Annotated in this window: 20 protein-coding genes and 2 pseudogenes; 9 read left to right on the plus strand and 13 right to left on the minus strand. The window is 68.6% G+C overall.

Annotated elements, in window-relative coordinates:
• Window positions 1-15 precede the first annotated feature (15 nt).
• Window positions 16-993 (minus strand): magnesium transporter CorA family protein, encoded by a 978-nt coding sequence (locus tag SY2F82_RS07000; protein ID WP_200418071.1) that lies wholly within the window; start codon window positions 991-993, stop codon window positions 16-18.
• Between the two features lie 248 nt (window positions 994-1,241).
• On the opposite strand from SY2F82_RS07000, the gene SY2F82_RS07005 reads away from it, so the two are divergent.
• Window positions 1,242-2,294 carry an acyl-CoA desaturase gene (locus tag SY2F82_RS07005; protein WP_200418072.1) on the plus strand — a complete coding sequence of 351 codons (1,053 nt, stop codon included), beginning with the start codon at window positions 1,242-1,244 and terminating at the stop codon, window positions 2,292-2,294.
• Window positions 2,295-2,834: 540 nt separating this feature from the next.
• On the opposite strand, the pseudogene SY2F82_RS39810 reads toward SY2F82_RS07005, so the two are convergent.
• The 4 genes and pseudogenes from SY2F82_RS39810 to SY2F82_RS07025 form a co-directional block, all read right to left on the minus strand.
• Window positions 2,835-2,933 (minus strand): annotated as a pseudogene (locus tag SY2F82_RS39810) (3-oxoadipate enol-lactone hydrolase); the annotation flags it as partial.
• A gap of 514 nt (window positions 2,934-3,447) precedes the next feature.
• On the minus strand, window positions 3,448-4,512 hold the full coding sequence (locus SY2F82_RS07015) for a YihY/virulence factor BrkB family protein (protein WP_200418073.1): 1,065 nt from the start codon (window positions 4,510-4,512) through the stop codon (window positions 3,448-3,450).
• Between the two features lie 57 nt (window positions 4,513-4,569).
• On the minus strand, window positions 4,570-4,734 hold the full coding sequence (locus SY2F82_RS07020; protein ID WP_200418074.1) for a hypothetical protein: 165 nt from the start codon (window positions 4,732-4,734) through the stop codon (window positions 4,570-4,572).
• 424 nt (window positions 4,735-5,158) lie between these two features.
• A complete protein-coding gene (locus SY2F82_RS07025) occupies window positions 5,159-5,359 on the minus strand; it encodes a hypothetical protein (protein WP_200418075.1) in 201 nt (66 codons plus the stop codon).
• A 447-nt stretch (window positions 5,360-5,806) separates the two neighbouring features.
• Here SY2F82_RS07025 and SY2F82_RS07030 point away from each other — a divergent pair, with 447 nt between their 5' ends.
• Complete coding sequence (locus SY2F82_RS07030) at window positions 5,807-6,415, plus strand: superoxide dismutase (protein ID WP_200418076.1); 609 nt, start codon at window positions 5,807-5,809, stop codon at window positions 6,413-6,415.
• Window positions 6,416-6,678: 263 nt separating this feature from the next.
• Here SY2F82_RS07030 and SY2F82_RS07035 read toward each other — a convergent pair whose 3' ends face one another.
• The 4 genes and pseudogenes from SY2F82_RS07035 to SY2F82_RS07050 form a co-directional block, all read right to left on the minus strand.
• The gene (locus SY2F82_RS07035; RefSeq protein ID WP_308437752.1) at window positions 6,679-6,945 is read right to left on the minus strand and encodes an STAS domain-containing protein; all 267 of its coding nucleotides are present in this window, start codon (window positions 6,943-6,945) and stop codon (window positions 6,679-6,681) included.
• A gap of 255 nt (window positions 6,946-7,200) precedes the next feature.
• Window positions 7,201-7,530: an ANTAR domain-containing protein gene (locus SY2F82_RS07040; RefSeq protein ID WP_200418077.1), complete on the minus strand. Its 330-nt coding sequence runs from the start codon at window positions 7,528-7,530 to the stop codon at window positions 7,201-7,203.
• 153 nt (window positions 7,531-7,683) lie between these two features.
• Window positions 7,684-8,130, minus strand: a pseudogene (locus tag SY2F82_RS07045) (L-tyrosine/L-tryptophan isonitrile synthase family protein); the annotation flags it as partial.
• 300 nt (window positions 8,131-8,430) lie between these two features.
• Window positions 8,431-9,693: a PP2C family protein-serine/threonine phosphatase gene (locus SY2F82_RS07050; RefSeq protein ID WP_200418078.1), complete on the minus strand. Its 1,263-nt coding sequence runs from the start codon at window positions 9,691-9,693 to the stop codon at window positions 8,431-8,433.
• Between the two features lie 308 nt (window positions 9,694-10,001).
• On the opposite strand from SY2F82_RS07050, the gene SY2F82_RS07055 reads away from it, so the two are divergent.
• The gene (locus tag SY2F82_RS07055; protein WP_200418079.1) at window positions 10,002-10,643 is read left to right on the plus strand and encodes a carbonic anhydrase; all 642 of its coding nucleotides are present in this window, start codon (window positions 10,002-10,004) and stop codon (window positions 10,641-10,643) included.
• Window positions 10,644-10,668: 25 nt separating this feature from the next.
• Here the strand turns inward: SY2F82_RS07055 and SY2F82_RS07060 are convergent, their stop codons facing one another.
• The gene (locus tag SY2F82_RS07060) at window positions 10,669-11,667 is read right to left on the minus strand and encodes an L-threonylcarbamoyladenylate synthase (RefSeq protein ID WP_236041245.1); all 999 of its coding nucleotides are present in this window, start codon (window positions 11,665-11,667) and stop codon (window positions 10,669-10,671) included.
• 597 nt (window positions 11,668-12,264) lie between these two features.
• Here SY2F82_RS07060 and SY2F82_RS07065 point away from each other — a divergent pair.
• From SY2F82_RS07065 to SY2F82_RS07080, 4 genes are all read left to right on the plus strand, one after another.
• A complete protein-coding gene (locus tag SY2F82_RS07065; protein WP_200418081.1) occupies window positions 12,265-12,918 on the plus strand; it encodes a response regulator transcription factor in 654 nt (217 codons plus the stop codon).
• Window positions 12,909-14,177: a HAMP domain-containing sensor histidine kinase gene (locus SY2F82_RS07070; protein ID WP_200418082.1), complete on the plus strand. Its 1,269-nt coding sequence runs from the start codon at window positions 12,909-12,911 to the stop codon at window positions 14,175-14,177. Before SY2F82_RS07065 ends, SY2F82_RS07070 begins: the two co-directional genes overlap by 10 nt.
• 38 nt (window positions 14,178-14,215) lie before the next feature.
• Window positions 14,216-15,490 carry a hypothetical protein gene (locus SY2F82_RS07075; protein ID WP_200418083.1) on the plus strand — a complete coding sequence of 425 codons (1,275 nt, stop codon included), beginning with the start codon at window positions 14,216-14,218 and terminating at the stop codon, window positions 15,488-15,490.
• 799 nt (window positions 15,491-16,289) lie between these two features.
• Window positions 16,290-17,276: a nitronate monooxygenase family protein gene (locus SY2F82_RS07080; RefSeq protein WP_200418084.1), complete on the plus strand. Its 987-nt coding sequence runs from the start codon at window positions 16,290-16,292 to the stop codon at window positions 17,274-17,276.
• Between the two features lie 122 nt (window positions 17,277-17,398).
• On the opposite strand, the gene SY2F82_RS07085 is transcribed toward SY2F82_RS07080, so the two are convergent.
• Window positions 17,399-18,016: a TetR/AcrR family transcriptional regulator gene (locus tag SY2F82_RS07085; RefSeq protein WP_200418085.1), complete on the minus strand. Its 618-nt coding sequence runs from the start codon at window positions 18,014-18,016 to the stop codon at window positions 17,399-17,401.
• A 435-nt stretch (window positions 18,017-18,451) separates the two neighbouring features.
• Here SY2F82_RS07085 and SY2F82_RS07090 point away from each other — a divergent pair, with 435 nt between their 5' ends.
• The gene (locus tag SY2F82_RS07090) at window positions 18,452-19,888 is read left to right on the plus strand and encodes an aldehyde dehydrogenase (RefSeq protein WP_200418086.1); all 1,437 of its coding nucleotides are present in this window, start codon (window positions 18,452-18,454) and stop codon (window positions 19,886-19,888) included.
• A gap of 72 nt (window positions 19,889-19,960) precedes the next feature.
• Window positions 19,961-21,568 carry a GMC family oxidoreductase gene (locus SY2F82_RS07095; protein ID WP_200418087.1) on the plus strand — a complete coding sequence of 536 codons (1,608 nt, stop codon included), beginning with the start codon at window positions 19,961-19,963 and terminating at the stop codon, window positions 21,566-21,568.
• A gap of 53 nt (window positions 21,569-21,621) precedes the next feature.
• On the opposite strand, the gene SY2F82_RS07100 is transcribed toward SY2F82_RS07095, so the two are convergent.
• Together SY2F82_RS07100 and SY2F82_RS07105 are read right to left on the minus strand one after the other, a co-directional pair.
• Window positions 21,622-21,768 carry a hypothetical protein gene (locus SY2F82_RS07100; RefSeq protein WP_200418658.1) on the minus strand — a complete coding sequence of 49 codons (147 nt, stop codon included), beginning with the start codon at window positions 21,766-21,768 and terminating at the stop codon, window positions 21,622-21,624.
• 557 nt (window positions 21,769-22,325) lie between these two features.
• On the minus strand, window positions 22,326-22,529 hold the full coding sequence (locus SY2F82_RS07105; protein WP_014670069.1) for a cold-shock protein: 204 nt from the start codon (window positions 22,527-22,529) through the stop codon (window positions 22,326-22,328).
• Window positions 22,530-22,581: the final 52 nt, after the last annotated feature.

A 22,581-nucleotide genomic window follows, 5' to 3' on the forward strand; every position in this document is an offset into this window, starting at 1 on the left:
TGGTGCCGATGCCGGTCAGAGCCAGTCCTTGCGCTTGAACGTCAGATACAGCAATGCGGACAGGATCACGATGACTGCGGCGGAGGTGATGAATCCCGACTCGCGGCCGAAACCGGGATAGGGGAGGTTCTGGCCGTAGTAGCCGGTGATCGCGGTGGGTACGGCGATGATCGCGGCCCAGCTCGTCACCTTCTTCATGATCAGGTTCATGCGATTGGCCTGGACCGAGAGGTTCGTCTCCATGACCGAGGCCACCAGGTCCCGCAGCGATTCCGTCCACTCGGTGGCACGCAGCACGTGGTCGTAGACGTCCTGGTAGTACGGGGCGAGAGGGTCGTTGATCAGGTGCAGGCCGGGGCGCATGAGGGTGTTGACCACCTCACGCATCGGGAGCACGACGCGGCGCAGCTGGACGAGCGACTTACGCAGTGCGAAAACCCGGCGCTGCACGGCTTCGATCTCACGGCGCCCGGCCGCGAAGAGCAGACCCTCCAGCTCCTCGACGCTGTCGTCCAACTGCTGGACCGCGGCGAAGTGTCCGTCCACGAGATGGTCGAGCAGACCGTGCAGCAGGAATCCGACGCCGTGGTCGGCCAGGTCCGGGCTCTCGTCCCAGCGGGCGACGACGTCCTCGATGTCGAGGCCGTCGTCCTTGCGGACGGTGATCATGGCCTGACTGGTGAGGAATACGGCGATCTCGCTGTACGTCAGTTCCGCACCGTCCGGGCTGACGGTCACGGCGTAGGCGCTGAGGAACTCGTGGGTGCGATAGCGGTCGAGTTTCGGCCGCTGTCCATGGTGAGCGGCATCCTCCAGAGCCAGTTCGTGGATGCCGAACTCCTGACCGAGCATGGTGAGTTCAGCGGCTCCGGGCCGGTGCAGGTCCAGCCACAGGACCGACGCCGGATCAGCGAGATGCGCAGAGACGTCACTGGCGGGAAAGCCCTCCAGGACCAGAGTGCCGTCGTGATACAGCCGGGTACGCGTCACCATGGCCCGAGGCTAGTGTCTTATACCCCTGTCATGCCGCTTCGCCCCGATTGCCAGCGCGGCAGGTTCATCGACAGCAGCCACCCTCCGTGGGGGCCTTACGTCAAAGCCCGCGACATCCGGAGCTCCGACCGACGAGCATCGGGTGCCGGTCCGAAGGCAGGGATGTGGGTACCCGGCCGCCGCATCGCATCCGGCGTACACCGCACGACCGGATGCGGCCCGTCAGCCGGGAAGGACACTCCGAGACCATGACCACGCATACCCCGCGCCGTCGCCCGCCTCCCCCCGCAGGTGGCAGTGATTTCGCCCGCCTGTCGAAGAAGATCGCCGAGGCCGGCCTGATGAACCGGCGCCCCGGCCACTACACCGTCCGGTCCATCGTCGTGGCCGTCGCCTACGCCGGGGGCTGGAGCGCGTTCGTCGTCATCGGCGCCGGGTGGTGGACCCTGGCGCTCGCCGCGTTCCTCGCCGTGATGTTCGGGCAGGTGGCTCTGCTCGCCCACGACGTCGCGCACCGCCAGGTCTTCCGCCGGCGCCGGCCCAGCGAAACGGCCGGCCGCATCGCCGGGGCCGCGATCGGGATGGGCTACGGATGGTGGCAGGACAAACACACCCGCCACCACGCCAACCCCAACCACGAGGACCTCGACCCCGACATCGCCCCGGACCTGCTGGTGTGGTCCCAGGACCAGGCCCGCGCCGCGACCGGACTGCCGAGGATCATCGGCCGTCGGCAGGCGTTCCTCTTCTTTCCCCTGCTCCTGCTCGAAGGGGTCAACCTTCATGTCTCCAGCGCGCGAGCACTGGGCAACCGCGCCCTGAAGAACCGCGCCCTGGACGGCACGCTGCTCTACGGGCACACCGCCGCCTACCTGACCGCAGTGTTCATCGTCCTCCCACCCGGCATGGCGATCGCGTTCCTGGCCGTCCACCAGTGCCTGTTCGGCCTGTACCTCGGTTGTCTGTTCGCCCCCAACCACAAGGGCATGCCGATCCTGACCGGCAAGGACCGCCCCGACTTCCTGCGCCGCCAGGTCCTCACCGCACGCAACGTACGCGGCAGTTGGTTCACCGACCTCGCCCTGGGCGGCCTGAACCACCAGATCGAACACCACCTGTTCCCCAGCATGCCCAGCCCGCACCTGCGCAGGGCCCGGCCCATCGTCCGCCGCTACTGCCAGGACTTGGGAGTCGACTATCTGGAAACCGGACTGATCGCCTCCTACCGGCAAGCACTCGCCAGCCTCCACCGAGCAGGAGCGCCACTGCGGCGAGCCCGTATCAGCAGCGCCCGAGCATGACGCACCGGCGCCGACGGTAGATGATCTCGCCGCCCTGTCTGAACCAGGAGGCAGTCCCGTCGAACCGCTTGCGTGAGTCGGCAGCTGTAACGCATCCAGATGCCCTTGCCGTACTCCAGCGCCTTGTCCCGGTGCCCGGCTGAAGTGATCCGGTGAGACCCAGCGGCTGGAACAGCCCCGTCGGCTTCCCGGCGCGGCTGCGTCGTCTTACGGCTCCCCTCCCAGATGGGCGCAATCGCAAATCCAGCGTCCCGCGAGCATCGCAGGAGCGCGCACTGTGTGCGGAGCCGAACGCGGTCATGCGCGCAAGCACAGTCGAGATCACAGCGAAGCGCCGCCGGAGCGCTCCGGCGGGGCTTCGTCTCATGGCTCCGAGCAGAAGCCCCGTCGGGGGATGGTTCCCGGAAGGGCTTCACTGCTTCGCCCTCTCTCACGCCGCTGTCACGAACTGAGCGGACACCCGCGAACCATAGGGATCTGACCTGCAATTTTATGCGCGCCCCGGAGCGGCTGGACACCCATGGACGATCGTTACGACCTGTGCCAGGTGGTACCCAGTGAGGGTCCCAGGATCAGGACGGGAGCCTCTTCTGGCCCGTCAAAGCGGTATTGCAGGGTGTTCGACGGTGTCTCACTCACGCCCCAGACCCTCTCACGTCTCACGAAATCTCACACGGCCGGGGGAACCCGGCGGCTGCGGGCTCTCACAGCACGACACGCCGGCACCGCCGGAACCCTCGTGGGTCCGAGTACGAGTTCTCCCGCGCGTACGTGCGACCGATGCGAGAGGGCGTCCTCCTGGCTCCGCACCCTCCCCAGTCCCTGCGCCGCAGAGCTTGCGTCTTCGGCACGGCTTCGCGCTCACCGCAGGCACCCACGTGATCCTCGACAACGCGCACCACAAGATCCCTCGCCCGCTACGCGCTCAACCCCGAGGTCCCCACGCGCCTCGCCGCACAGGTCTTCGCCCACCTGACCGAACCGGACCTGGTGTTCTTCCTGGATATCGGCGCCCGCGAAGCCCTCGCCCGCAAGGGCTCCTTCACCTCCCTGGAAACCGGCCACTCCGGCGGCGGCGACGAGGACTAACGGCGGCCACGTACCCGACGCCCTGGCGGCGTACATGGCCCAGCCGCACTGGCCGTACCTGGGGTCACGCGTCGCCCAGGCGGCGCCGGTCCTCTTCGTCCCATTTCCGGGTGTCGCGGGGCTCGGTGTAGGGCTCGGTGTCGGTCGGCAGGCCGCCCGCGATGGCCCGTTGGCGTACGGTCTCCGCGTCGAACTCCAGGCCCAGCAGGACGGCGAGGTTGGTGATCCACAGCCACACGAGAAAGACGATGACGCCGGCCATGGTGCCGTAGGTCTTGTTGTAGGAGGCGAAATTGGCGACGTAGAACGCGAAGGCTCCGGAGGCGATCATCCAGATCACCAGGGCGAGGAAGCTGCCCGGGGTGATCCACCGAAACCCCTTCACCCTCGCGTTCGGGCTCGCCCAGTACAGGATCGCGATCATGACGGTGACCAGGACGACCAGGACGGGCCACTTGGCGATCGACCACACCGTGATCGCCGTGTGCCCAAGGCCCAGCACCGTGCCGGCCCGCTGGGCCAGGGGACCGCTGAACACCACCAGCAGCGCGCTGACCACGGCCAGCACCAGCAGCACAAGCGTCACCCCGACACGTATCGGAAGGATCTTCCACACCGGGCGGCCCTCCGGCATGTCGTAGACGGCGTTCGCCGCCCGGATGAACGCCGCCACATAGCCCGACGCGGACCACACCGCCAGCACGAGACCGACCAGCGCCATGATCGACCCGATGCCGGCGTGGTTCTGCAACTGCTGAACCGCGCCCGTGATGATGGTGCGCGCGGAACCGGGAGCGAGGTGCTTGAGGTTGGCCAGCACCGCGGACGTGGTCGACTTGCCGGTGATGCCCAGCAGTGACACCAGCACCAGCAGTGCCGGGAACAGCGCCAGCACGGCGTAGTACGTCAGGGCCGCCGCGCGGTCGGTCAGTTCGTCGTCCTTGAACTCCCGCAAAGCGCCCTTGAGTACAGCGCCCCAGGCCCGCTTGGGCAGCTTCGTCGGCGCGTCCGGTGCCCGACGCTCCACCTCGGGCCCGGGCCCGACCTCCTCGGGCGTCGGCGCCTCACGTCCCTGCGCCTCGCCGCTGCCGGGGTGCGCTTTCCGTCCTGGAAGATGCAGCCTCGCCATATACGCCGGGTAACCCTCACAGCCCCGCCTACGCACCAGACGCGCCTCAGTGCAGCGTCAGAGCACGGCGTGGCGGACGGCGGCGTAGCAGTCGATGATCTCGTCGCGGGCCGCGACCTGCATCGTGGCGCAGCAAAGGCGCGGCCATCCCGCGGTGGGAGGAATGCCCTGCTGCGCGGGCCGCGCTCCCGGGTCACCGCCCACTGGCGCGCCGACTTTCACGTGATCCTTACACGCGTCCGTGGGCGATGCGGTTGACGCGGGCACCCGGTGGGGGTCGCTTGCCGAGGAAGGGACGTGTCGTTGTGATCGTCATAGCGGTCTCGGTGCTGCCCACGCTGGGTTTGTTGCTGTTGGTCATGGATCGTGTCGAGGACTGGCTGTCCGGGCCATCCTCCATCCCGGGCCACGCCCGCAGGCGGCGCCATCTGCGGCTGATTCCTGGTGGGGCGCAGGAATCGGGCTCCCCGTCGAGGGCCGTTTCGAACGAGCGGCGGCCGGAGGCTGCCTGAAGCCGCGTGGACCGCGGAGGAGTCCCGCACCAGCGCGTACCACTCGGTGCTGTCGAAGACCACAGCCCCGCACAGGTCGCAGACCTCAGGTTCGGCTTGTTCGTCGCCGCCGGCCTCCGGCTCGCCGTTCTTCCTCACTGGCTGCCTGCCTCACCGGCCGCTGGTGGAAGGTGTTCTCCGGCCGCCTCGAGCACCATCGGTGCCACCATCGACGGGTCGCCGCCGGCCACCCACCGGAAGCGGGCCACCATCATCACCTCGTCGACGCTCGCCCGCACGAACCCGTCCACGATGCCCAGGCCGCCAGGGCGTTCGCGGAACACGGCCTCACTCATACACCCAGTGCCCCATGTCTTCCCTCCTGCGGGAACCAACGAGATCTGCGCTGATCAGTCAGGCATGAGGTTGTGGATACGCCCGAGTGGTGCAGTGGGGGCTGCATCAGAGCGCGGGCGCAGCCCCCACCTGGAGGAGAGGCAGGGCCTCGCCTCCTTCAACGATCACATCACCGGGATGAAACGGCAGCTTCAACCTGCTCCTACGGGCTGGCGCAGAACCGCGGGCGTGCGAGCGCGGGGTCGGCCGGGTCCGGCGGGCGCCGGGTGAGATGACGATCACCTATCGGGAAGGACAGCATCACGCGGATGCCGCACTACCGAAAGCTGACGGGCCGACCCCGCCAGGAACCATGCTGCTGCATCAATGAAGCTGTTGCAACTTCTTCGCAATAAGTGCGTAGGCTGTGCTCGAACGATCACCCGAGTGGAAAGGGGACGTGCCTGATGGGCACCTACGCGCTTCCCGACCTGCCCTACGACTACGCCGCGCTCGAGCCGGCCATCACCGGGCAGATCCTGGAGCTGCACCACGCCAGGCACCACGCCGCCTACGTCAAGGGAGCGAACGACACCCTGGAGCAGATCGCCGAGGCCCGCGAGAAGGACCAGCTCGCTCCCACGCAGCTGGTGGGGCTGGAGAAGACCTTCGCGTTCAACCTGTCCGGGCACGTGCTCCACTCGATCTTCTGGCAGAACCTCTCCCCGGACGGCGGCGACCGCCCCGACGGACCGCTGGCCGATGCGATCGACGAACACTTCGGCGGCTTCGAGCAGTTCAAGAAGCAGCTCACCACGGCGACCGCCTCCGTGCAGGGCTCGGGCTGGGGTGTGCTCGCGTGGGAGCCGCTCGGGCGTCGTCTGATCGTGGAGCAGGTCTACGACCACCACGGCAACGTCGGCCAGGGAACCACCCCGCTGCTGGTCTTCGACGCCTGGGAGCACGCCTACTACCTGCAGTACAAGAACGTCCGCCCCGACTACGTCACCAAGCTGTGGGACCTGGTCAACTGGGAAGACGTCGCTGCCCGTTACGCGGCAGCAACAGGCGCCTGACCGACACCGGCACCTTTCACCCGGCGGGCCGGGAAGCCATCGACGCTTCCCGGCCCGCCCGGTCGTTTCCGCAGCCGTCCAGCACCAACTCGATCGCGCAGATCAAGAGAGCTTCTGCCCGCGAAGCGAGCGCAGCGCGCGTCCGGCGGGGTGCGTCAGAAGCTGAGCGCGTCCCGCAGAGTGGGGCGGCAGTCGATGATCTCGTCGACGCCGACGATCTGCAGGGTGCGCAGGACGGCTGGGGCGGGTGCGGCCAGTCGCAGTCAGCCCCCTGCCGCGGTGACGGCTTGGTGGGCGGCGATGAGGATGTTGATGCCGCTGGAGTCCATGAAGGCAACTTGCCGCATGTCGGCCACGATGCGGGGCCGGACGATGCCGGAGACGTCCAGGGCCTTACGGAGCGCCTCGCCGGTATCGTGGTCGATTTCACCGGCCAGTGTCAGTACGCGGATGCCGTCGGTGGAGGTGGGCACGACCGACAGCTCGCCGGTCGACGGTGTTTCAGTGTCCGGTATTCGCCCTTCGCCCATGTGGGTGATACTGGCACACCAAGATTTTGGCCCGTAGTGCTGCCCTGCACGGTGGGGGCGATGCCCATGCGCTGGATGAGGGCCAGTACAGGGACGCGGGGCGTGCACCGTGCAGGTGCTGGTACGAGCGGGGGTGGCAACGGGTCTGGGCCAGTGCGGGTTGGATGTGCCGTCGGCACGAGTGGACGATCGAGTGGGGGCGTGTGTGACCCGCCGGCCCCGCCTGACATCGCCCCGCTCGGCTGCCCGCCCCGGTCACCTCCTGCGACCGAGGGCAGCGTGGACTTCGGCCAGGGTTGTCTCAGGCACATCGGCGCCCTGCGCCTGCTTGATGATCTGCTCAGCGATCGAGGACAGCTTGGTGTTGGTGTGCTGTGAGACCTCTCGCAGCACTGTGAATCCGTCCTCGGGACTGATCCTCGCCATCGTCACGAGGACCCCGATGGCCTGATCGACAACCGCGTGCGAGGCGACCGCTCGCTGCAGCTGCTCATTTTCCGCCCGCAGCCGCTCGACCTCCTGCACGAGGCTGTCGACGCGGGGGCCGGCGCTGGGATCTCGGCCAGGGAGCGCGGGAGAGGCCATGCGTATCACCGGAGGTGTCAGCGGAGCGGGGACGCATGTCCTTTTGCCCGGCCCCCTTCTCCACATACCTGTGCTGCACAGCACACGGCTGGAAAGAGCTGAGCTCTCCGAGCCGGGACTCGGAGAGCTCAGCGGGCCTTCCCCTTCCGCTCCTCACATGCGGCGGGTAGCCCCATGGCCAGCTGTCGCACCGCCGTGATCAGGCCGCGTCGAGGTATCGCGGTGACCGATCAGCCGGATTACGTGGCTGATTCGTGCCGTGGCCCGGACGCAGATGGGCCCGGGCGCGACGGGCCGCCCGCGGCCTGCCCGCCTGTCGCTACGGCGCAAGGCGGCGGAGTGCCAAGGGGTCGTCCAGGCGTCGGGGGCGTCGAGGAGGCGGATGCCGAATTTCGGGGCGCCGACGGGCTGGGGATGGATGGAGAGGCGTACCGCGCGGGGGTGGTGTTCGGCGATCAGGGTGCCCCAGGCGCGGGTGCGCTGGATGACGCCGTAAGCCCGTTGCCGACATGCGCGTTGGAGGGCGGAGCGGGTGCCGGTCCAGTCGGCGGTGTCCTCGACGAGGAAACGGGTGATGCCCCGGTAGAGGGCCAGGGCAGTCCCCTGCGGCCACCCACCGTTCCGTCCGTTCCGTCCGGACGCCGGAGTGCCGCAACCCCATCCCACGGAGGTGGATCAGCATGACCGACACCAGCGGGCTGGAACCCGTCGCCACGTTCTGCGGCAACTGCAACTGCGGCTGTCCCCAGCTGTTCGTGACTTGACCAAATCATCTGCCGACCGACCGCGTCACGCCCAGGTCTCGGCCGGCAAGAGGCGGCCGTGATCCGCTTGCCACCGGTGCGCAGTGAACAGCGAAGCTCCGGCACACGGTCATCACGATCTCCAGCACCGTCCCGGTCAGGGCCGTCGGGTCGTTGCGTCCAGGCGGACGACGACCATGGCGATGTCGTCGCCTGCGCCGCTGGTGAGGTCCAGGCCGGCCAGGAGGGCGTCCGCGAGGTGTTCCGGGCCGAACCCGGTGCAGGTGGCGAGCATAACGATCAGACGGGTCAGGCCGGCGTCGATGTCTTCACCGCGGCGTTCGATCAGGCCGTCGGTGTAGAGGATGAGGGTGTCGCCCGGGGTGTAGGTCTTGTTGGCCTGGGGGCGGGGGAGGTGTTCGGGGCGGGCGCCCAGTGGTGGGTCGGTGGCCTGGTCGAGCAGGTCGCAGGCGCCGTTGGGGTGCAGCAGGACGGGCGGGGGGTGGCCGGCGCTGCTGTAGATGAGCAGGTGGCTGTGGCAGTCGACGAGGACCTGGACGGCGGTGGCGGCCAGGGCTCCCTCGACCGAGCGGGCGTACAGGCCCAGGACCTCCAGGGCTTGGGCGGGGCCGTGGACGGTGCGGGTGGCGGCGCTCAGCGCGCTGCGGAGCCTGCCCATGACGGTGGCAGCCGTCAGCCCGTGGCCGACCACGTCGCCGACCGCGACGGCGAAGCGGTCGCGGGGCAGGTCGACCGTGTCGTACCAGTCGCCGCACACGTTCAGTGCTCCGACCGCGGGCAGGTAGCGCACGGCGATGTCCGGGTGCCGGGCCAGGTCCGGGGTGTGGAGCATGGTTTCCTGCAGGGCGACGGCGATGCGCCGTTCACGGGCGTGCGCCTGTTGCAGTTCCTCGTTGAGCTGTTGCAGCTGCCGTGCCCGGGCGTACAGCTCGGCTTCCATGGCCGCTTCCCGGCCGGGGCTGACCGATGGCAGATCCTCCGTGCGGCGGGCGCGGACGACGTCGGTCATGTCCTCGGACCGGTGGAGGATCCAGACGACCTTTGCGTCCGGGCCGAGGATGGGCACGTTGATCGCGGTCAACCACCGCTCCTTGAACACCTCGGGGTTGCCGACGACAGGGATGTCGTACCTCTGCAGCGCCATGTGATCGGTCTGGCCCGAGGCCAGAACCCGGTGCAGCGAGGCTTTCAGCGTCTCCATCCCGTCGGCCTCCGGGTCGGCGGGGTTGTCCGGGAAGACGTCGAAGAGGTACTGCCCGACCAGCTCGGCCCGACTCCGCCCGGTCCCCTCGCAGAAGGCCGGGTTGGCAGCGGCGATCACCAGGTCCGTGCCCAGCATCAGGCACGGGCTCGGAAGGACGGAGAACACCGCCGTGTAGTCGATCTCCGGTGCCGTCACACGTATGTCCCTGCGAGTTGCACCCCCTCCTCTTCAATCTACGAAAGGCCCAGTTGCCGCGCCTGCCGAGGCAGCGGGGGTGGCGGCTGCGGACCCCCGTCCGGCGTGCGCCGGACGGGGCCCTTCTCGCTGTGTGGTGTCCCTGGCCCAGCGGCCGTTGTGGGCCGAGCGGCTGCGCAGCGCACCGAGGAGGCCCACCGAGAGCGACACCGCGATGGGGTCCGGGAGTGCGGGCCGCGGAAGGAGCACAGGCCGCCATCCGTGGACCCGGCCGCGCGATTCAGCGCGGTCGGCCGTAGCCTTCCGCCATGACTGAGACCCTGACGCCGACTCCCGATGATGCCTTCGAGATGCTGCTGGCAGGCAACCACCGGTTCGTCACCGGCTCGCCCGAGCACCCCAACCAGGACGCCGCACGCCGCGCCGAGACCGCCCCGGCTCAGAATCCCTTCGCGGTGCTGTTCGGCTGCTCCGATTCCCGGCTGGCCGCCGAGATCATCTTCGACCGGGGGCTCGGGGATCTGTTCGTGGTGCGTAACGCCGGGCATGTCGTCGGCGCGGAGGCGTTGGGAAGTATCGAGTACGGCGTGAGTGTGCTGGACTGCCCGCTGGTCGTGGTGCTGGGGCATGACTCGTGCGGGGCCGTCGCAGCTGCCCGGGCCGCCGCCGACGGCGGCCGAGTGCCCGCCGGCTTCGTCCGTGACGTCGTCGAGCGGGTGACCCCGAGTGTGCTGGCGGCCCGTGCGGCCGGACGCGAGCAGCCCGAGGAGATCCTGGCCGAGCACGTAAGGCTCACCGTCGATCTGCTGCTGGAACGCTCCCGCGTGCTGGCCGAGCGAGTGGCCGCCGGCCGACTTGCCGTGGTGGGGCTGTCCTACCGCCTGGCCGACGGCAGTGCACAACTGGTCGCCTCCCACGGCCTGAGCAGGGCTGCCGCCCCCATGCGGTGAAACCCGCTGTCGGCCACCCCGGTGATCAGTGCTGCTGGAGGCCGGGGACCGAGGAGGGCCGGGGCCCCGCGGCGCGACGGAGCCGGTTGGCGATCGCCAGTCCCAGCCCTTCCTCCGCCGGCAGGGACGCGACGATGAGGTCGCACCCCTGCTGGTCGAGTTCGCGCAGGAACCCGTACAGGCTGCGCGCGTAGGCGGCCATGGAAGCGGGGACCGTCACCACGGCGTGCGCCTTCACCGGGGCGTGGGTGAAGGCGAGGGGAAGAAGAACGCCCACCTGGTGCCCCTGCTCCTGGGCGAGCTCCGCTTCGGCGACGACCTTCTCGGGCTCGACGAGGACGACCCGTGCACGCGGCGCGTAGTGCGACGGATGCTGGCCCGGCACCCGGACACGGCTCGTCGAGGGGACCGCGAGCGGGTGCCCGAGCACCGCTTCGAGATCCTCGCGTGTCACTCCGCCAGGCCGAAGGATGCTCGGAATCTCGCCCGTGGCGTCGACGATGGTCGACTCGACGCCGACCTTGCAGGGGCCGCCGTCCAGCACAAAGTCGACCGCCTCGCCGAGCTCCGCACGGACGTGGTCGGCGGTGGTGGGGCTGACCTGGCCGAAGCGGTTGGCGGACGGGGCCGTGACACCGCCGCCGAAGGCCGACAGCAGCGCGAGGGCAGCAGGGTGGTCGGGCACCCGCACGGCCACCGTCTCCAAGCCACCCGTCGCTTCGAGGGGCACCCGACGACCGCGCCGCAACACCAGCGTGAGCGGCCCCGGCCAGAAGCGTTCGGCCAGCAGCCGCGCCGCCGAGGGCACGCCCTGGACCCAGTCGTCCAGCTGCTCCGCGCCGCCGATGTGGACGATCAGCGGGTGGGAGGGCGGACGCCCTTTGACCTGGAAGATGCGCGCAACAGCGGAGGGGTCCTCGGCGTTGGCCCCCAGACCGTAGACGGTCTCGGTCGGGAGGGCTACCAGGCCGCCGGCGCGAAGCACCTCAGCCGCCTTCTCGATGTCACTGGTACTTGCCGTCACGCCGGCAATACTCCCACTGTTCCGCTCCCCCCATTTCCGTGGAGGCCACTCCACGCTCATGGAGCGACGCCCCATCGGGCGGCATCACGGGCAACGCGATCGGCGGCGTACTCCGTTCCGGCGACGAAGCACATCATGGGGCCGAACATCGGGGCGGCCAGCGCACCAGCGACGTACAGACCAGGCACGGATGTTTCGAACGTCCTGGTCAGCTGAGGGGCCTTGGAGCCGGGCACACAGACGACGCGCCGCCGTAGCGTGAGGGCGAGAAACGCAAGCGCGCCGATGTCGAGGCGGTGGGCATTCCGTAGGACAGCGCCACGCTCGCCTGCGAAAATTCCTCCAGGTCAGCCCGCTCACCCGGTCGAAGAGCGAACGGTGACGTGGCGCAATGAAGTCGACGTACTCCTGCACAGAGTCCATGCGACCCAAGTGGTCCTCCCGCGAACACCGCTGCTGCGGGCTCGGCCCCTCGAGCCCGACCGTCGCGGCTTCATGGCAGGGCAGGGCCGTGCGGCACCAGCGGCCTGCTCCCGACCGTCAGGCGGCTGACCAAGGCAGATGGAGAACGGGGACGGGAGTATCTAGGGTCGGCACGTGGCTTTCATCATGGTGTGCGAAGACGACGCGGCGGTCCGCGGCGTCCTCAAGCGCGCCCTGGAGCACGACGGCCACACCGTCTCCGTCGCCGCCACGGCCGACAGTCTGCTGCGGCAGCTCGCACCGGCGCCCCATCTGGTCGTCCTGGATCTCGGGCTCCCGGACGCCGACGGCCGCGACGTCTGCCTGGCCCTGCGGGCTCGCGGCGTCGACGCGCCGGTGTTGATGCTCACCGCCTTGGACGGCCTGCACCACAAGGTGGGCGGTTTCGAGGCCGGCGCCGACGACTACATGACCAAACCCTTCGACGTCCCGGAACTGCTGGTCCGCGTCCGGGCGCTGCTGCGCCGGGCCACCGTGGCGCCCGCACCGCGCGAGGTCGTCCTCGATCCGGCGAAGCACGTGGTGACCTACGATTCGGTGAGCATGAGCCTGACCCCGACCGAGTTCCGGCTGCTGGGCCGCCTGATCGCCTCGCAGGGCGACGCGGTACGCCGCCACGCCCTCATCGCTGCCGGCTGGCCGCACGGAGCGCAGGTCAGCGACAACACCCTCGACTCCTTCGTGCGCCGGCTGCGGACCAAGCTCGGTCCGCTGGGTGTGGCCGATCGTCTGGCGACTGTCCGCGGCGTGGGCTACCGATGGCAGTGACGGGGTTCCGCAAGCGGGTCGTCGCGCTTACTGTGCTGATCGCCACCGCCGTGGTCGCGATACTGGTCGTGGTCTCGCACGTGCTGCTGAGCCGGGTGACGGACGCCGACGCGCACGATCTGGCGCGTACCCGCGCCGAGGCGGTCACGGCGAACGTCACCGCCGTGGGCGGCCGTGTCGTGCTGACGGAGAACAGCAGCGAGGCGCTGGACGAGGTCGCCTGGGTGTACGCCGACGGCCGCCTGATCGATGGGAACGTGCCGGCAAACATGGTCGAGCGCGTCGAGGCGCTGGCAGGCTCACGGCGATCGCAGACCGTCGCCGTCGGCCACTACCTCCTGTACGCGCGGAAGGTCCCGCTCGACGGCCACCACGTCATGGTGATCGTCCGGGTGGACCTCACGCCGTATGAGACATCCGAGCAGCACAGCCTGACCTTGTCGCTGATACTGGGCGGCCTCACGATCCTCCTCGCCGGCGGTGTCGCGCACCTCGTGGTGCGCCGCGCGCTGCGGGTCGTGCACGAGATGGCCGCCCTCGCCGACGACTGGGGCCATCACGAACCCGGACGCCGCTTCGACCTCGGAGTCCCCCGCGACGAGTTCGGGGAACTGGGGCGGACCCTGGACCACCTCCTGGAGCGCGTCGACAACGCGCTGGCGGACGAGCGTCGGCTCACCGATGAGATCGCCCACGAGCTGCGGACACCGCTCACGGTCCTGCAAGGCGAGGCACAGCTGGCACAGCTGTCCGGCGAGCCGGTGGCGCCGGAGGCGGTGCTGAGCGAGGTCGAACGGCTCAACGCGGCGATCACGACGATTCTGCGCGCCGCGCGCGCACGGACAGACGCCGGGACCCGGTGCGATCTGCGCTCCGCCGCGCGGCAGGCGATCGCCGGCCGCGCGGTCGAGGTCGCCTTTCCCGCGAAGGTCGAGGTCGCCGTGGCGGCCGATGTCGCCGTGTCGCTGCTGTCGCCCCTACTGGAGAACGGGCTGCGGCATGCGCGGTCGCGTGTGTGGATCACCGCGCGCAACCAGGGCGAGGCCATCGTGGTCGATGTCCTGGACGACGGCCCCGGGTTCGATCCCGCGGAGGTCGACCGGGTCTTCGAAGCGGGTGTGACCGGCGGCGGCGGGTACGGACTGGGGCTGCCGGTGGTCCGGCGCATCGCCACCTCGGCCGGTGTGGAGGTCCGCGCGATCGCGGACGGCCGCGGTCACGTCGAGGTGACGCTCCCGGGCGCGCGTGCGGCCACGTAGTCAGGTTGTGTGCAGGTTCCCCGCGCAAACCTCCCCGCATGACAACGACAACCGAAACACGCACGCGCAACGGGCGGCTCCTGCTCAACAAGGTCCCCGAGGTCACCATCTGGTTCTGGGTGATCAAAGTCCTGTGCACGACGGTCGGTGAGAGCTTCGCCGACTGGATCAACATGAAGCTTGGCGTCGGCCTGGTGAACACTGCCTGGATCTTCACCGCGGTGTTCGTGGTGGTCCTGGCCGTCCAGCTGCGGCTGAAGCGGTACGTCCCCTTCCCCTACTGGCTGACCGTGGTCGTTGTCAGCGTCACGGGCACCTTGTACACCGACATCCTGACCGACCAGCTGAACGTGCCGCTGTGGATCAGTTCCGCGGTCTTCTCGGTGCTGCTCGCAGTGGTCTTCGGCGTGTGGTGGGCGCGTGAGCGCACGCTGTCGATCCACTCGGTCACGACGCTGCCGCGTGAGTCGTTCTACTGGCTCGCCGTTCTCGTCACCTTCGCGCTCGGCACCGCGACCGGCGACTGGACTCTGGAGCTGACCGGCTGGAGCCCGGGCATCTCCGTGTTGCTGCCGCTCGGCCTCATCGCGGCGATCACGGCGCTGTGGAGGTTCGGCGCGAACCCGGTGCTGTCCTTCTGGCTCGCCTACATCCTGACCCGCCCGCTGGGCGCGAACATCGGCGACTGGCTCGCCTCCCCCAAGGTCGCCCAGAACCCGGGCGACCCGACCGGTCTCGCGCTGGGCACGTTCACCACCAGCCTGATCTTCCTCGGCCTGATCCTGGCGACGGTGGTCTACCTGACGGTGACGCGCTCGGACGTGACCGAGACCCACGAGGCGACCCACGCCGCACCGGCCACCAGCAACCCGCGCAGGGAGCGCACCGCGCTGGCCGGCTTCGGACTGCTGGCCGTCGCCACCGCGGGCCTGCTGGTCTGGGCCCACGGCCAGCCCCACGTCGGCCCGGCGCCGGAGGAGGACAACACCTCCGCCGTCCGGATGGCTCCCGGCCAGGCGGTGAAGAAGTTCCCGCCCGCCAAGGTCGCCGCACTGAAGACCCTCGCCTCCACCTCGCTCAAGGACGCACGCTCGGGGAACGAGACCGGGGCACACGCGGCCGCCCAGTCGCTGCGTGACCTGTGGGACGCCGACCAGGCGTCGTTGCAGCCGCTGGACCAGACCGGCTGGACCTCCATCGACGCCCAGATGGACAAGGTGCTCAAGACGTTCGGCATCGATCACTCGAACCCGCCGATGTCTCCTGCGCAGCAGGAGAAGGAACTGAACGCCCTCCTGACGGACATGGGCTGACAGACCGCACAGCGCCCGGCCGGCCCACCCGGCCGACGGGCTCAGTGTGCCGAGGCGGCGCGGAGAACCGCGCTTCCTCGGCACACGCCGGCGATCCACGGACACCGCAATGCGGCCGGGGCCGCCTGCGACAGCCCGGGCATGTCCGCAGACTCCCGTGGGGCGGTCGCTGACCGGATGGCGTCGGCCGAATGAGTGCAGACCCTACTGCGGGCACGGGCGCGGGCCGGTCAACTCCTCGTCCCGGCCCCATCGCTCCGACCGGCCTCGGCAGGCCCAACGGCACTGGCGCCTTCTGACGGCGGCGCCCTTTGACCGACAGGGGCTGGGCCCGCGTCGCACTACTGCGGCGCGCCCAGCCCTTGTCTCGTCTCAGTCCCCCAGCCGATCGAAAACGACACGTTCCATGCCGTGCCCGGCCGACCGGCCGGATGCGCAACATGCTCAGCACACTGGCGTCGATCCCGGTGTCCGTCGGCTCCGCCCCGATGGCGTACTTCCAGTCGATCGCCTGCGTCGGCATCCCCGCGGCCTGCCAGTCGGTCCGCTCCTCGGCGAAATGCAGAAGAAGCGTGGCCTTGGCCAGCGCACCGTCCGTGAAGATTAGCGCGAGCATTCCCTCTCGTACGTTGCGATTCAGTCGAATGACAAATCGCCGTCCACGCTCCACGGCCGACATCACCTAGAAATCCGGCCGGGTCGGGCTCCGTGGTTCCGCTTCCGCGATCGAGTAGCTCGGCGCGGGCGAGTCGGCGCGCTGCCGGCAGGCTGGGCGCACCGTGTTCGCTAGCGTCGACCCATGTTGCATACGAGATTCACCGAAATGTTCGGTATCACCTACCCGGTGATGGTGGCCCCGATGGCACTGCACAGCGGCGGAACACTCGCCGCCGCTGTCTCTGCGGCCGGCGGGCTCGGCTCCTTCGGGGGTACACATCCCTGGAAAGGGCCGGACTGGATCCATGCGGAAATCGCAACCATCCGCGCTACGACCCACCTCCCTTTCGGAGTCGGCTTCATCACGCCGTTCCTCCCCTTCACCGAACCGCATTTCGAGGCCGCTCTGGAAGAGCGACCAGAGGTCATCGCGCTGTCGTTCGCGGACCCGCAGCCGTGGCTTGCTCGTGCCAAGGCCGTTGGAGCGCGGGTGATGTGCCAAGTACAGAACTACGATGACGCGCAGGCGGCCGTCGCCGCCGGTGCCGATGTCCTCGTGGCGCAGGGTACGGAGGCCGGTGGCCATACCGGGAGGATGGGCCTTCTGCCGTTCCTGGCCGGGATCGTGAGGCGTTACCCCGATGTTCCGGTGCTGGCCGCAGGAGGAATTGGCGATGGCCGAACACTGGCGGCCGTCCTCACCGCCGGGGCGGACGGCGCGTGGCTGGGCACGGCGTTTCTCGCCACGCCCGAAGCGATCGAGGTACACGATGCCCACAAGCGCCTGATCGTGGAGAGTGACGGCAGTGACACCGTATGGACACGGACCTACGACATCGTGTCGGGGCTGCCGTGGCCGGAGACCATCGGTGAACGAGTTCGCCGCAATCGGTTCACCGATGAATGGTCAGAGCGCGAGGCGGCTCTGCGGGACCGCAAGGAGGAATTCGCGCCTCCCAAGAATGTCAGTCCCGTGGAGGGCCCGCCCAACCCTGACACGAGCGCGATTCTCTATGGCCAGTCGGCGATCTTCGTCAATGCCGTCCGTCCCGCCGCAGAAGTGCTCCGGACGATCGGTGACGAGGCCGAGGCGATCCTGGCCTCACGGCCTCGATCTCTGCTGAGCTGACGAGCAACCCCGCTCGTGCTGGGACGCCGAAGCTCGAGGGCCCGTTCGTGAACGCCTGAGTCACCGTCGACAGGAAGGCGGTTCCGGATGGTCGCTGGGAGCTGCTGACGCCGGCTGCTCTGTCATTCTCGTGATGTTTCCGAGGCGTGCTCGGTGATGGCCTCGAAGAGGAGGAGGCCCTGATCCACCAGTTCCTCCCTGGAGATGCCCAGCTCTCCGTTGAACCAGCTCAGCAGCATCTCGCTGACGGCCCCCACGACGGCCACGGACAGGGTGGCGGGGTCCATCCGAGGATCGTGAAGCCCTTCCCTCAAGAGGGAGTCCACGAGGCCGCTCATGCGCTGCAGGCCCAGACGCCGTTCGTGTGCTGTGAGAGGACCGGCTCCCAGGGATTCCGTGAGTTTGACGCGCCCTTTTCTCGGTTCTTCCACAGAGAGCGCGACGATGGCGTCGATCACGTTTCGAGCCCGGTCGCGCAGCGGCTGGTCTGTGGCGATCACGCCGGCGCACCGGGTGATCTGCTCCTCGTAGATGTCCCTCATGAGCGCCGCCATGAGATCGTCGAGGGATGTGAAGCTCTCCGCGAAGTACCTGTCCTTCAGTCCGGCGTGGCGGAGTACCGCACGGATGGAGGTGTGGGCATATCCGCGGCTGGAGAAGAGTTCCAGACCGCTTTCCATGAGGCGCCGACGGCGGAGCGAAGCGCGCTCTTCCGCCGTGACTCCGCCATATGTCCTCACGATGTGCCACCTCCTTGAGGCGTACTGCTCATGGTGCGATGTCATGCACCGGGGGCCGGCCTGCCGCCACTATGCTCAGGGGCCTCCTGTGAGGTCTTGAGCCGGCTGCCTGACTTCCCCCATAGGCCGACGGCCATGTCTATGGCCATTTCGCCAATATTTTTCCCATCTGGTGACAGATTACCCCAGATGGGTGTAACGTCGAATTTATTCAGTTGTGAATCATGAAAGCGCTCCCCAAGGCCGGCACCAGGCGCAAGGGGCGTCGCAGACGTGGCCCACCCGCCGATTCGACGCGCCGGGCCACCGCGCAGGAAAACCATGACCGTCAGCGGCCTGCGTACCGCGCTGAGCACCCTCGTGCCCGCTGGTCATCCACCTGTCGAACACCACGGAGTGTCGTGGTCCCATGGCATGCCGTGGGGAGAGTTCACCATGGATCCCAACCATCTGTTCATCGGAGGACGCTGGGTGCACACGTCCAGCGACCGTGTCATCGACGTCGCATCCGCGAGCACCGGCGATCATCTCGGTGCCGTACCGGACGGTTCCCAGGACGACATCGACCGAGCGGTCGGAGCCGCTCGTGCCGCATTCGACGCACCGGCCGGCTGGGCCTCCTGGGGCCCTGAACATCGCGCGGCCGCCATGATCCGTCTCGCGGACGCGCTCGAGGCGAGGAAGGAGGCGACGTCCACCGCCGTCAGCGCGCAGAACGGCATGCCGATCACTGTCGCCCGGTCCTTCGAAGGTGTGGTGCCGTCAGCCCTGCTGCGCTACTACGCGGGTCTGGCCGACAGCATGACGTCCGAGGAACTGCGCACCGGACTGCCCCGTGGCACCACCCTGGTCCGCCGGGAACCCGCAGGCGTCGTAGCCGCCATCATGACCTGGAACTTCCCTCAGACCATCGCCTTCTTCAAGATGGCCCCGGCTCTGGCGGCCGGTTGCGCGCTCGTCCTCAAGCCGGCTCCGGAGACGGTCCTCGACTCGGTGCTGCTGGCGGAGGCCGTCGAGGAAGCGGGCATTCCCGACGGCGTGATCAACATCGTTCCGGGCGGCCGCGACATCGGCGCCTATCTGGTCTCCCATCCTGACATCGACAAGGTGTCGTTCACCGGATCCACCAGAGCGGGACGCCAAGTCGCCGCCGCATGCGCCGAATTGCTGCGACCGGTGACCCTGGAACTGGGAGGCAAGTCCGCCGCCGTCGTCCTCGACGACGCCGACCTCACCGCGACCGCAGAGCAGTTCTTCATGGCCAGTCTGCTGAACAACGGTCAGACCTGTTACGCCAGTACCAGGATCCTGGCCCCCCGCAGCAGGTATCGGGAAGTGGTCGAGTTCTGTACGGCGATGGCCCGTGACGCCGTCGTCGGTGACGCACTCGACCCCGGCACCCAGATCGGCCCGCTCGTCAGCCAGCGTCAGCGCGAACGGGTCCTGGGTTACATCAAGACCGGCCTCAACGAAGGGGCTCGGCTGACCACCGGAGGGGGCCGGCCACCCGGCCTCGATCGGGGCTGGTTCGTCGAACCCACCGTATTCACCGACGTCGAGAACTCGTCGACCATCGCGCAGGAGGAAATCTTCGGCCCGGTCCTCACGATCACGCCCTACGACGGCGAGGACGATGCGGTCCGCCTGGCGAACGAGTCGGCCTACGGCCTCGCCGGCACCGTCTGGACCACGGACCTGGACCACGGTGCCCAGGTGGCCCGCCGTCTGCGGACCGGCACCGTCGGGCTCAACGGTTATCTGCCCGACCTGACCTCCCCCTACGGAGGCAGGAAGGCCAGTGGCCTCGGCACCGAACTGGGGCCCGAGGGGCTTCACGCATACCAACAACTCCAGTCGATCTACCACCCCTGATGCGACAGCCGGCGCCCGTCGCCCAACTCGGGCGAGTCCAGCGACGGCCGCTCGCCGGGCGAGGGAATCAGCATGACTTCCACCGGAACCGAAGGATTCGACTACGTCATCGTGGGCGCCGGCAGCGCCGGTTGCGTACTCGCGGACCGCCTGAGCCGCGACGACCGCGTCCGCGTGCTGCTCCTCGAAGCGGGCGGCCCTGACACCGACGAACTCATCCACATCCCAGCCGCACTCGGAATGCTCTTCGGATCGCACACCGACTGGAGCTACCGGACGGTCGAGCAGCCCCAGCAGGGCCGCGCCTTCTCCTGGCCCCGGGGCAAGACACTGGGCGGCTCATCATCCACCAACGTCATGATCTACACCCGGGGCAACCGGCACGACTACGACAGCTGGCGTGACGAGCACGGTGCGAAAGGCTGGGGCTACGACGACGTCCTGCCCTATTTCGTGAAGTCCGAGTCCAACCGCCGCCTCGGCGAGCCCTACCACGGTTCGGACGGACCCCTGCACGTCGAGGACCGCACCTACACCCACGAACTCTCACAATCCTGGCTGGACGCCGCTGTGGAATGGGGGTTGGACCGCAACGACGACTTCGCGGGTGCATCCCCTGTCGGTGCCGGCCCGTACCAGGTGACATGCCATCACGGGCGGCGATGGTCCACGGCCGACGCCTATCTGCGCCCGGCCCTCGGCCGACCCAATCTCACGGTACGCACCAGCGCCCTGGCAACAAGGATCACACTCAACGGATCACGCGCGGCCGGCATCACCTATCTCCGGGACGGACAGGAGCGGACGGCCCACGCCGACAGGGAGATACTGCTCTGCGGTGGATCCATCAACTCGCCCCAGCTGCTGCTTCTGTCGGGCATGGGCGATCCCGATGAGCTGCACGATGTGGGGATAGATGTCCGAGTCCCCCTGCCCGGGGTCGGGCGTAACCTCCAGGACCATTTGATGGCTCCCATCGTGTGGGAGACCCAGAACTCCACCGATGTCGTGCGGGATTTGCTCACCCCGGACAACCTCGACCGGTGGCGCACGCACGGCGACGGGCCCTTCGCCTCCAACTACGGCGAGGTCGGCGCGTTCCTCAACGTCACGGGCGGCCGCAGCAGCCGTCCTGACGTCCAGTTGGTGGGAGGGGCCACGGCACTCATTCTCAGCGGTGAGGAAAGACCTGACCGGCCGGTGTTCACGATGAACTGCGTCCCCCTGCACCCGCGGACTCGCGGCACCGTCCGTCTCGCGTCGCCTGATCCGCAGACCCCTCCGCTGATCGATCCCCGGTACTTCGACGTGCCCGCGGATGCGTCGGTCATGGTCGCGGGACTCAGAGCGGTCATGGGCATCGCCCACCGCGCACCGTTCGCCGACTACCTGGGGCGGTCGTACCTGCCCGCCAGTGACGACCTCGACCGTCTGGACGACGCGGCTCTCGAAGAGCACGTCCGCAGATGGAGTGCCACGGCGTATCACCCGGTGGGAACCTGCGCCATGGGAACGGGAGACAACTCCGTCGTCAATTCGGATCTGGAGGTCCACGGAGTCGAGCGACTCCGAGTCGTCGACGCCTCCGTCATGCCGACTGTCATCAGTGGAAACACGAACGCACCCACGGTCATGATCGCCGAAAAGGCTGCCGAGCGGATCGGGCGGCGACCTCACTGAACTTGACGTATGAGGAGCCCCGGAGTCCGCCCGCGCCTTGGTGGACACACTGGTCACGGCACGCCCCTGAGCGGGCCCTCGATGTGATAGCGGCTCTGGGACACGACGGCTTGGCGGATCTTGGTGGTGAAGTCGGCGGTACGGGCGATCCGGTCCACGCCGCCGGCCTTGCGGTAGCCGGCCGCCGTGGCGGAAAACATGGTGGTTCGCCTCCCGCGTGGTGACGTCCTGGGTGGATGGCACCGGCCTGCTCGGGCGGTCTGGAACCGTGATGGCGCCTGATACTCGGCCAAGGCCCCTATCGCAACCTGGCTTTGACGCGCTGACACTGTGTTGACTACTCGCCCATTCGTGAGCGGCATTGACGAACGGCTAGTGGCCCTGCGGAGCATCACCGCGGGCGCGGGGTCGACTCGCCCGCCCCGACGCCTGGCTGCGTCGCGTCGGAATTTCCCCGACCTGAAATGAACAACGACCCTGGCCGACCGGAGTTCCACGAACCGCAAGGTAGTCCTCGGCCCGACTCCGCCACCGCGTTATCCCTGTCGACGGTCGAACCGCCGCAGTCCACCTCCGTCCGGAACAGCCCTGTCACCTGCCTGGCGCCGCCGTACCGGCAGTTCCGCGCACTGTTCCTGCCAATGGCTCGTTGGGACGCACGAGACACCGATCGGCTCTGGCCCGCTGACCACTGCGGCCGATGGTAAGGGCCCGGCGTCCCGAAGCCGGGATGCCGGGCCCTTACCGAGGCGCGCGATCAGGCGGGGCGGATGTTCTCCGCCTGCGGGCCCTTCTGGCCCTGTGTGACGTCGAATTCGACCTTCTGGCCCTCCTGCAGCTCGCGGTAGCCCTGGCTGGCGATGTTGGAGTAGTGGGCGAAGACGTCGGGGCCGCCGCCCTCCTGCTCGATGAAGCCGAAGCCCTTCTCGCTGTTGAACCACTTCACTGTGCCCTTGGCCATGACTGTCTCCTTTGAGGGAAACCGGGCACGCACCCTGCGCGCCCGGGAGGTG

This window comes from Streptomyces sp. Y2F8-2 (assembly GCF_014905555.1).
GTDB classification, from domain to species: Bacteria; Actinomycetota; Actinomycetes; order Streptomycetales; family Streptomycetaceae; genus Streptomyces; species Streptomyces cynarae.

Bases quoted from the DNA above. Each gene is read 5' to 3' on its own strand.
- SY2F82_RS07070 (WP_200418082.1), top strand. From the start codon at position 12,909: ATGGCAGTGACGGGGTTCCGCAAGCGGGTCGTCGCGCTTACTGTGCTG.
- SY2F82_RS07080 (WP_200418084.1), top strand. From the start codon at position 16,290: ATGTTGCATACGAGATTCACCGAAATGTTCGGTATCACCTACCCGGTG.
- SY2F82_RS07035 (WP_308437752.1), bottom strand. From the start codon at position 6,945: ATGGGCGAAGGGCGAATACCGGACACTGAAACACCGTCGACCGGCGAG.
- SY2F82_RS07095 (WP_200418087.1), top strand. From the start codon at position 19,961: ATGACTTCCACCGGAACCGAAGGATTCGACTACGTCATCGTGGGCGCC.
- SY2F82_RS07075 (WP_200418083.1), top strand. From the start codon at position 14,216: ATGACAACGACAACCGAAACACGCACGCGCAACGGGCGGCTCCTGCTC.
- SY2F82_RS07005 (WP_200418072.1), top strand. From the start codon at position 1,242: ATGACCACGCATACCCCGCGCCGTCGCCCGCCTCCCCCCGCAGGTGGC.
- SY2F82_RS07105 (WP_014670069.1), bottom strand. From the start codon at position 22,529: ATGGCCAAGGGCACAGTGAAGTGGTTCAACAGCGAGAAGGGCTTCGGC.
- SY2F82_RS07100 (WP_200418658.1), bottom strand. From the start codon at position 21,768: ATGTTTTCCGCCACGGCGGCCGGCTACCGCAAGGCCGGCGGCGTGGAC.
- SY2F82_RS07040 (WP_200418077.1), bottom strand. From the start codon at position 7,530: ATGGCCTCTCCCGCGCTCCCTGGCCGAGATCCCAGCGCCGGCCCCCGC.
- SY2F82_RS07030 (WP_200418076.1), top strand. From the start codon at position 5,807: ATGGGCACCTACGCGCTTCCCGACCTGCCCTACGACTACGCCGCGCTC.
- SY2F82_RS07000 (WP_200418071.1), bottom strand. From the start codon at position 993: ATGGTGACGCGTACCCGGCTGTATCACGACGGCACTCTGGTCCTGGAG.
- SY2F82_RS07015 (WP_200418073.1), bottom strand. From the start codon at position 4,512: ATGGCGAGGCTGCATCTTCCAGGACGGAAAGCGCACCCCGGCAGCGGC.
- SY2F82_RS07025 (WP_200418075.1), bottom strand. From the start codon at position 5,359: ATGAGTGAGGCCGTGTTCCGCGAACGCCCTGGCGGCCTGGGCATCGTG.
- SY2F82_RS07055 (WP_200418079.1), top strand. From the start codon at position 10,002: ATGACTGAGACCCTGACGCCGACTCCCGATGATGCCTTCGAGATGCTG.
- SY2F82_RS07090 (WP_200418086.1), top strand. From the start codon at position 18,452: ATGGATCCCAACCATCTGTTCATCGGAGGACGCTGGGTGCACACGTCC.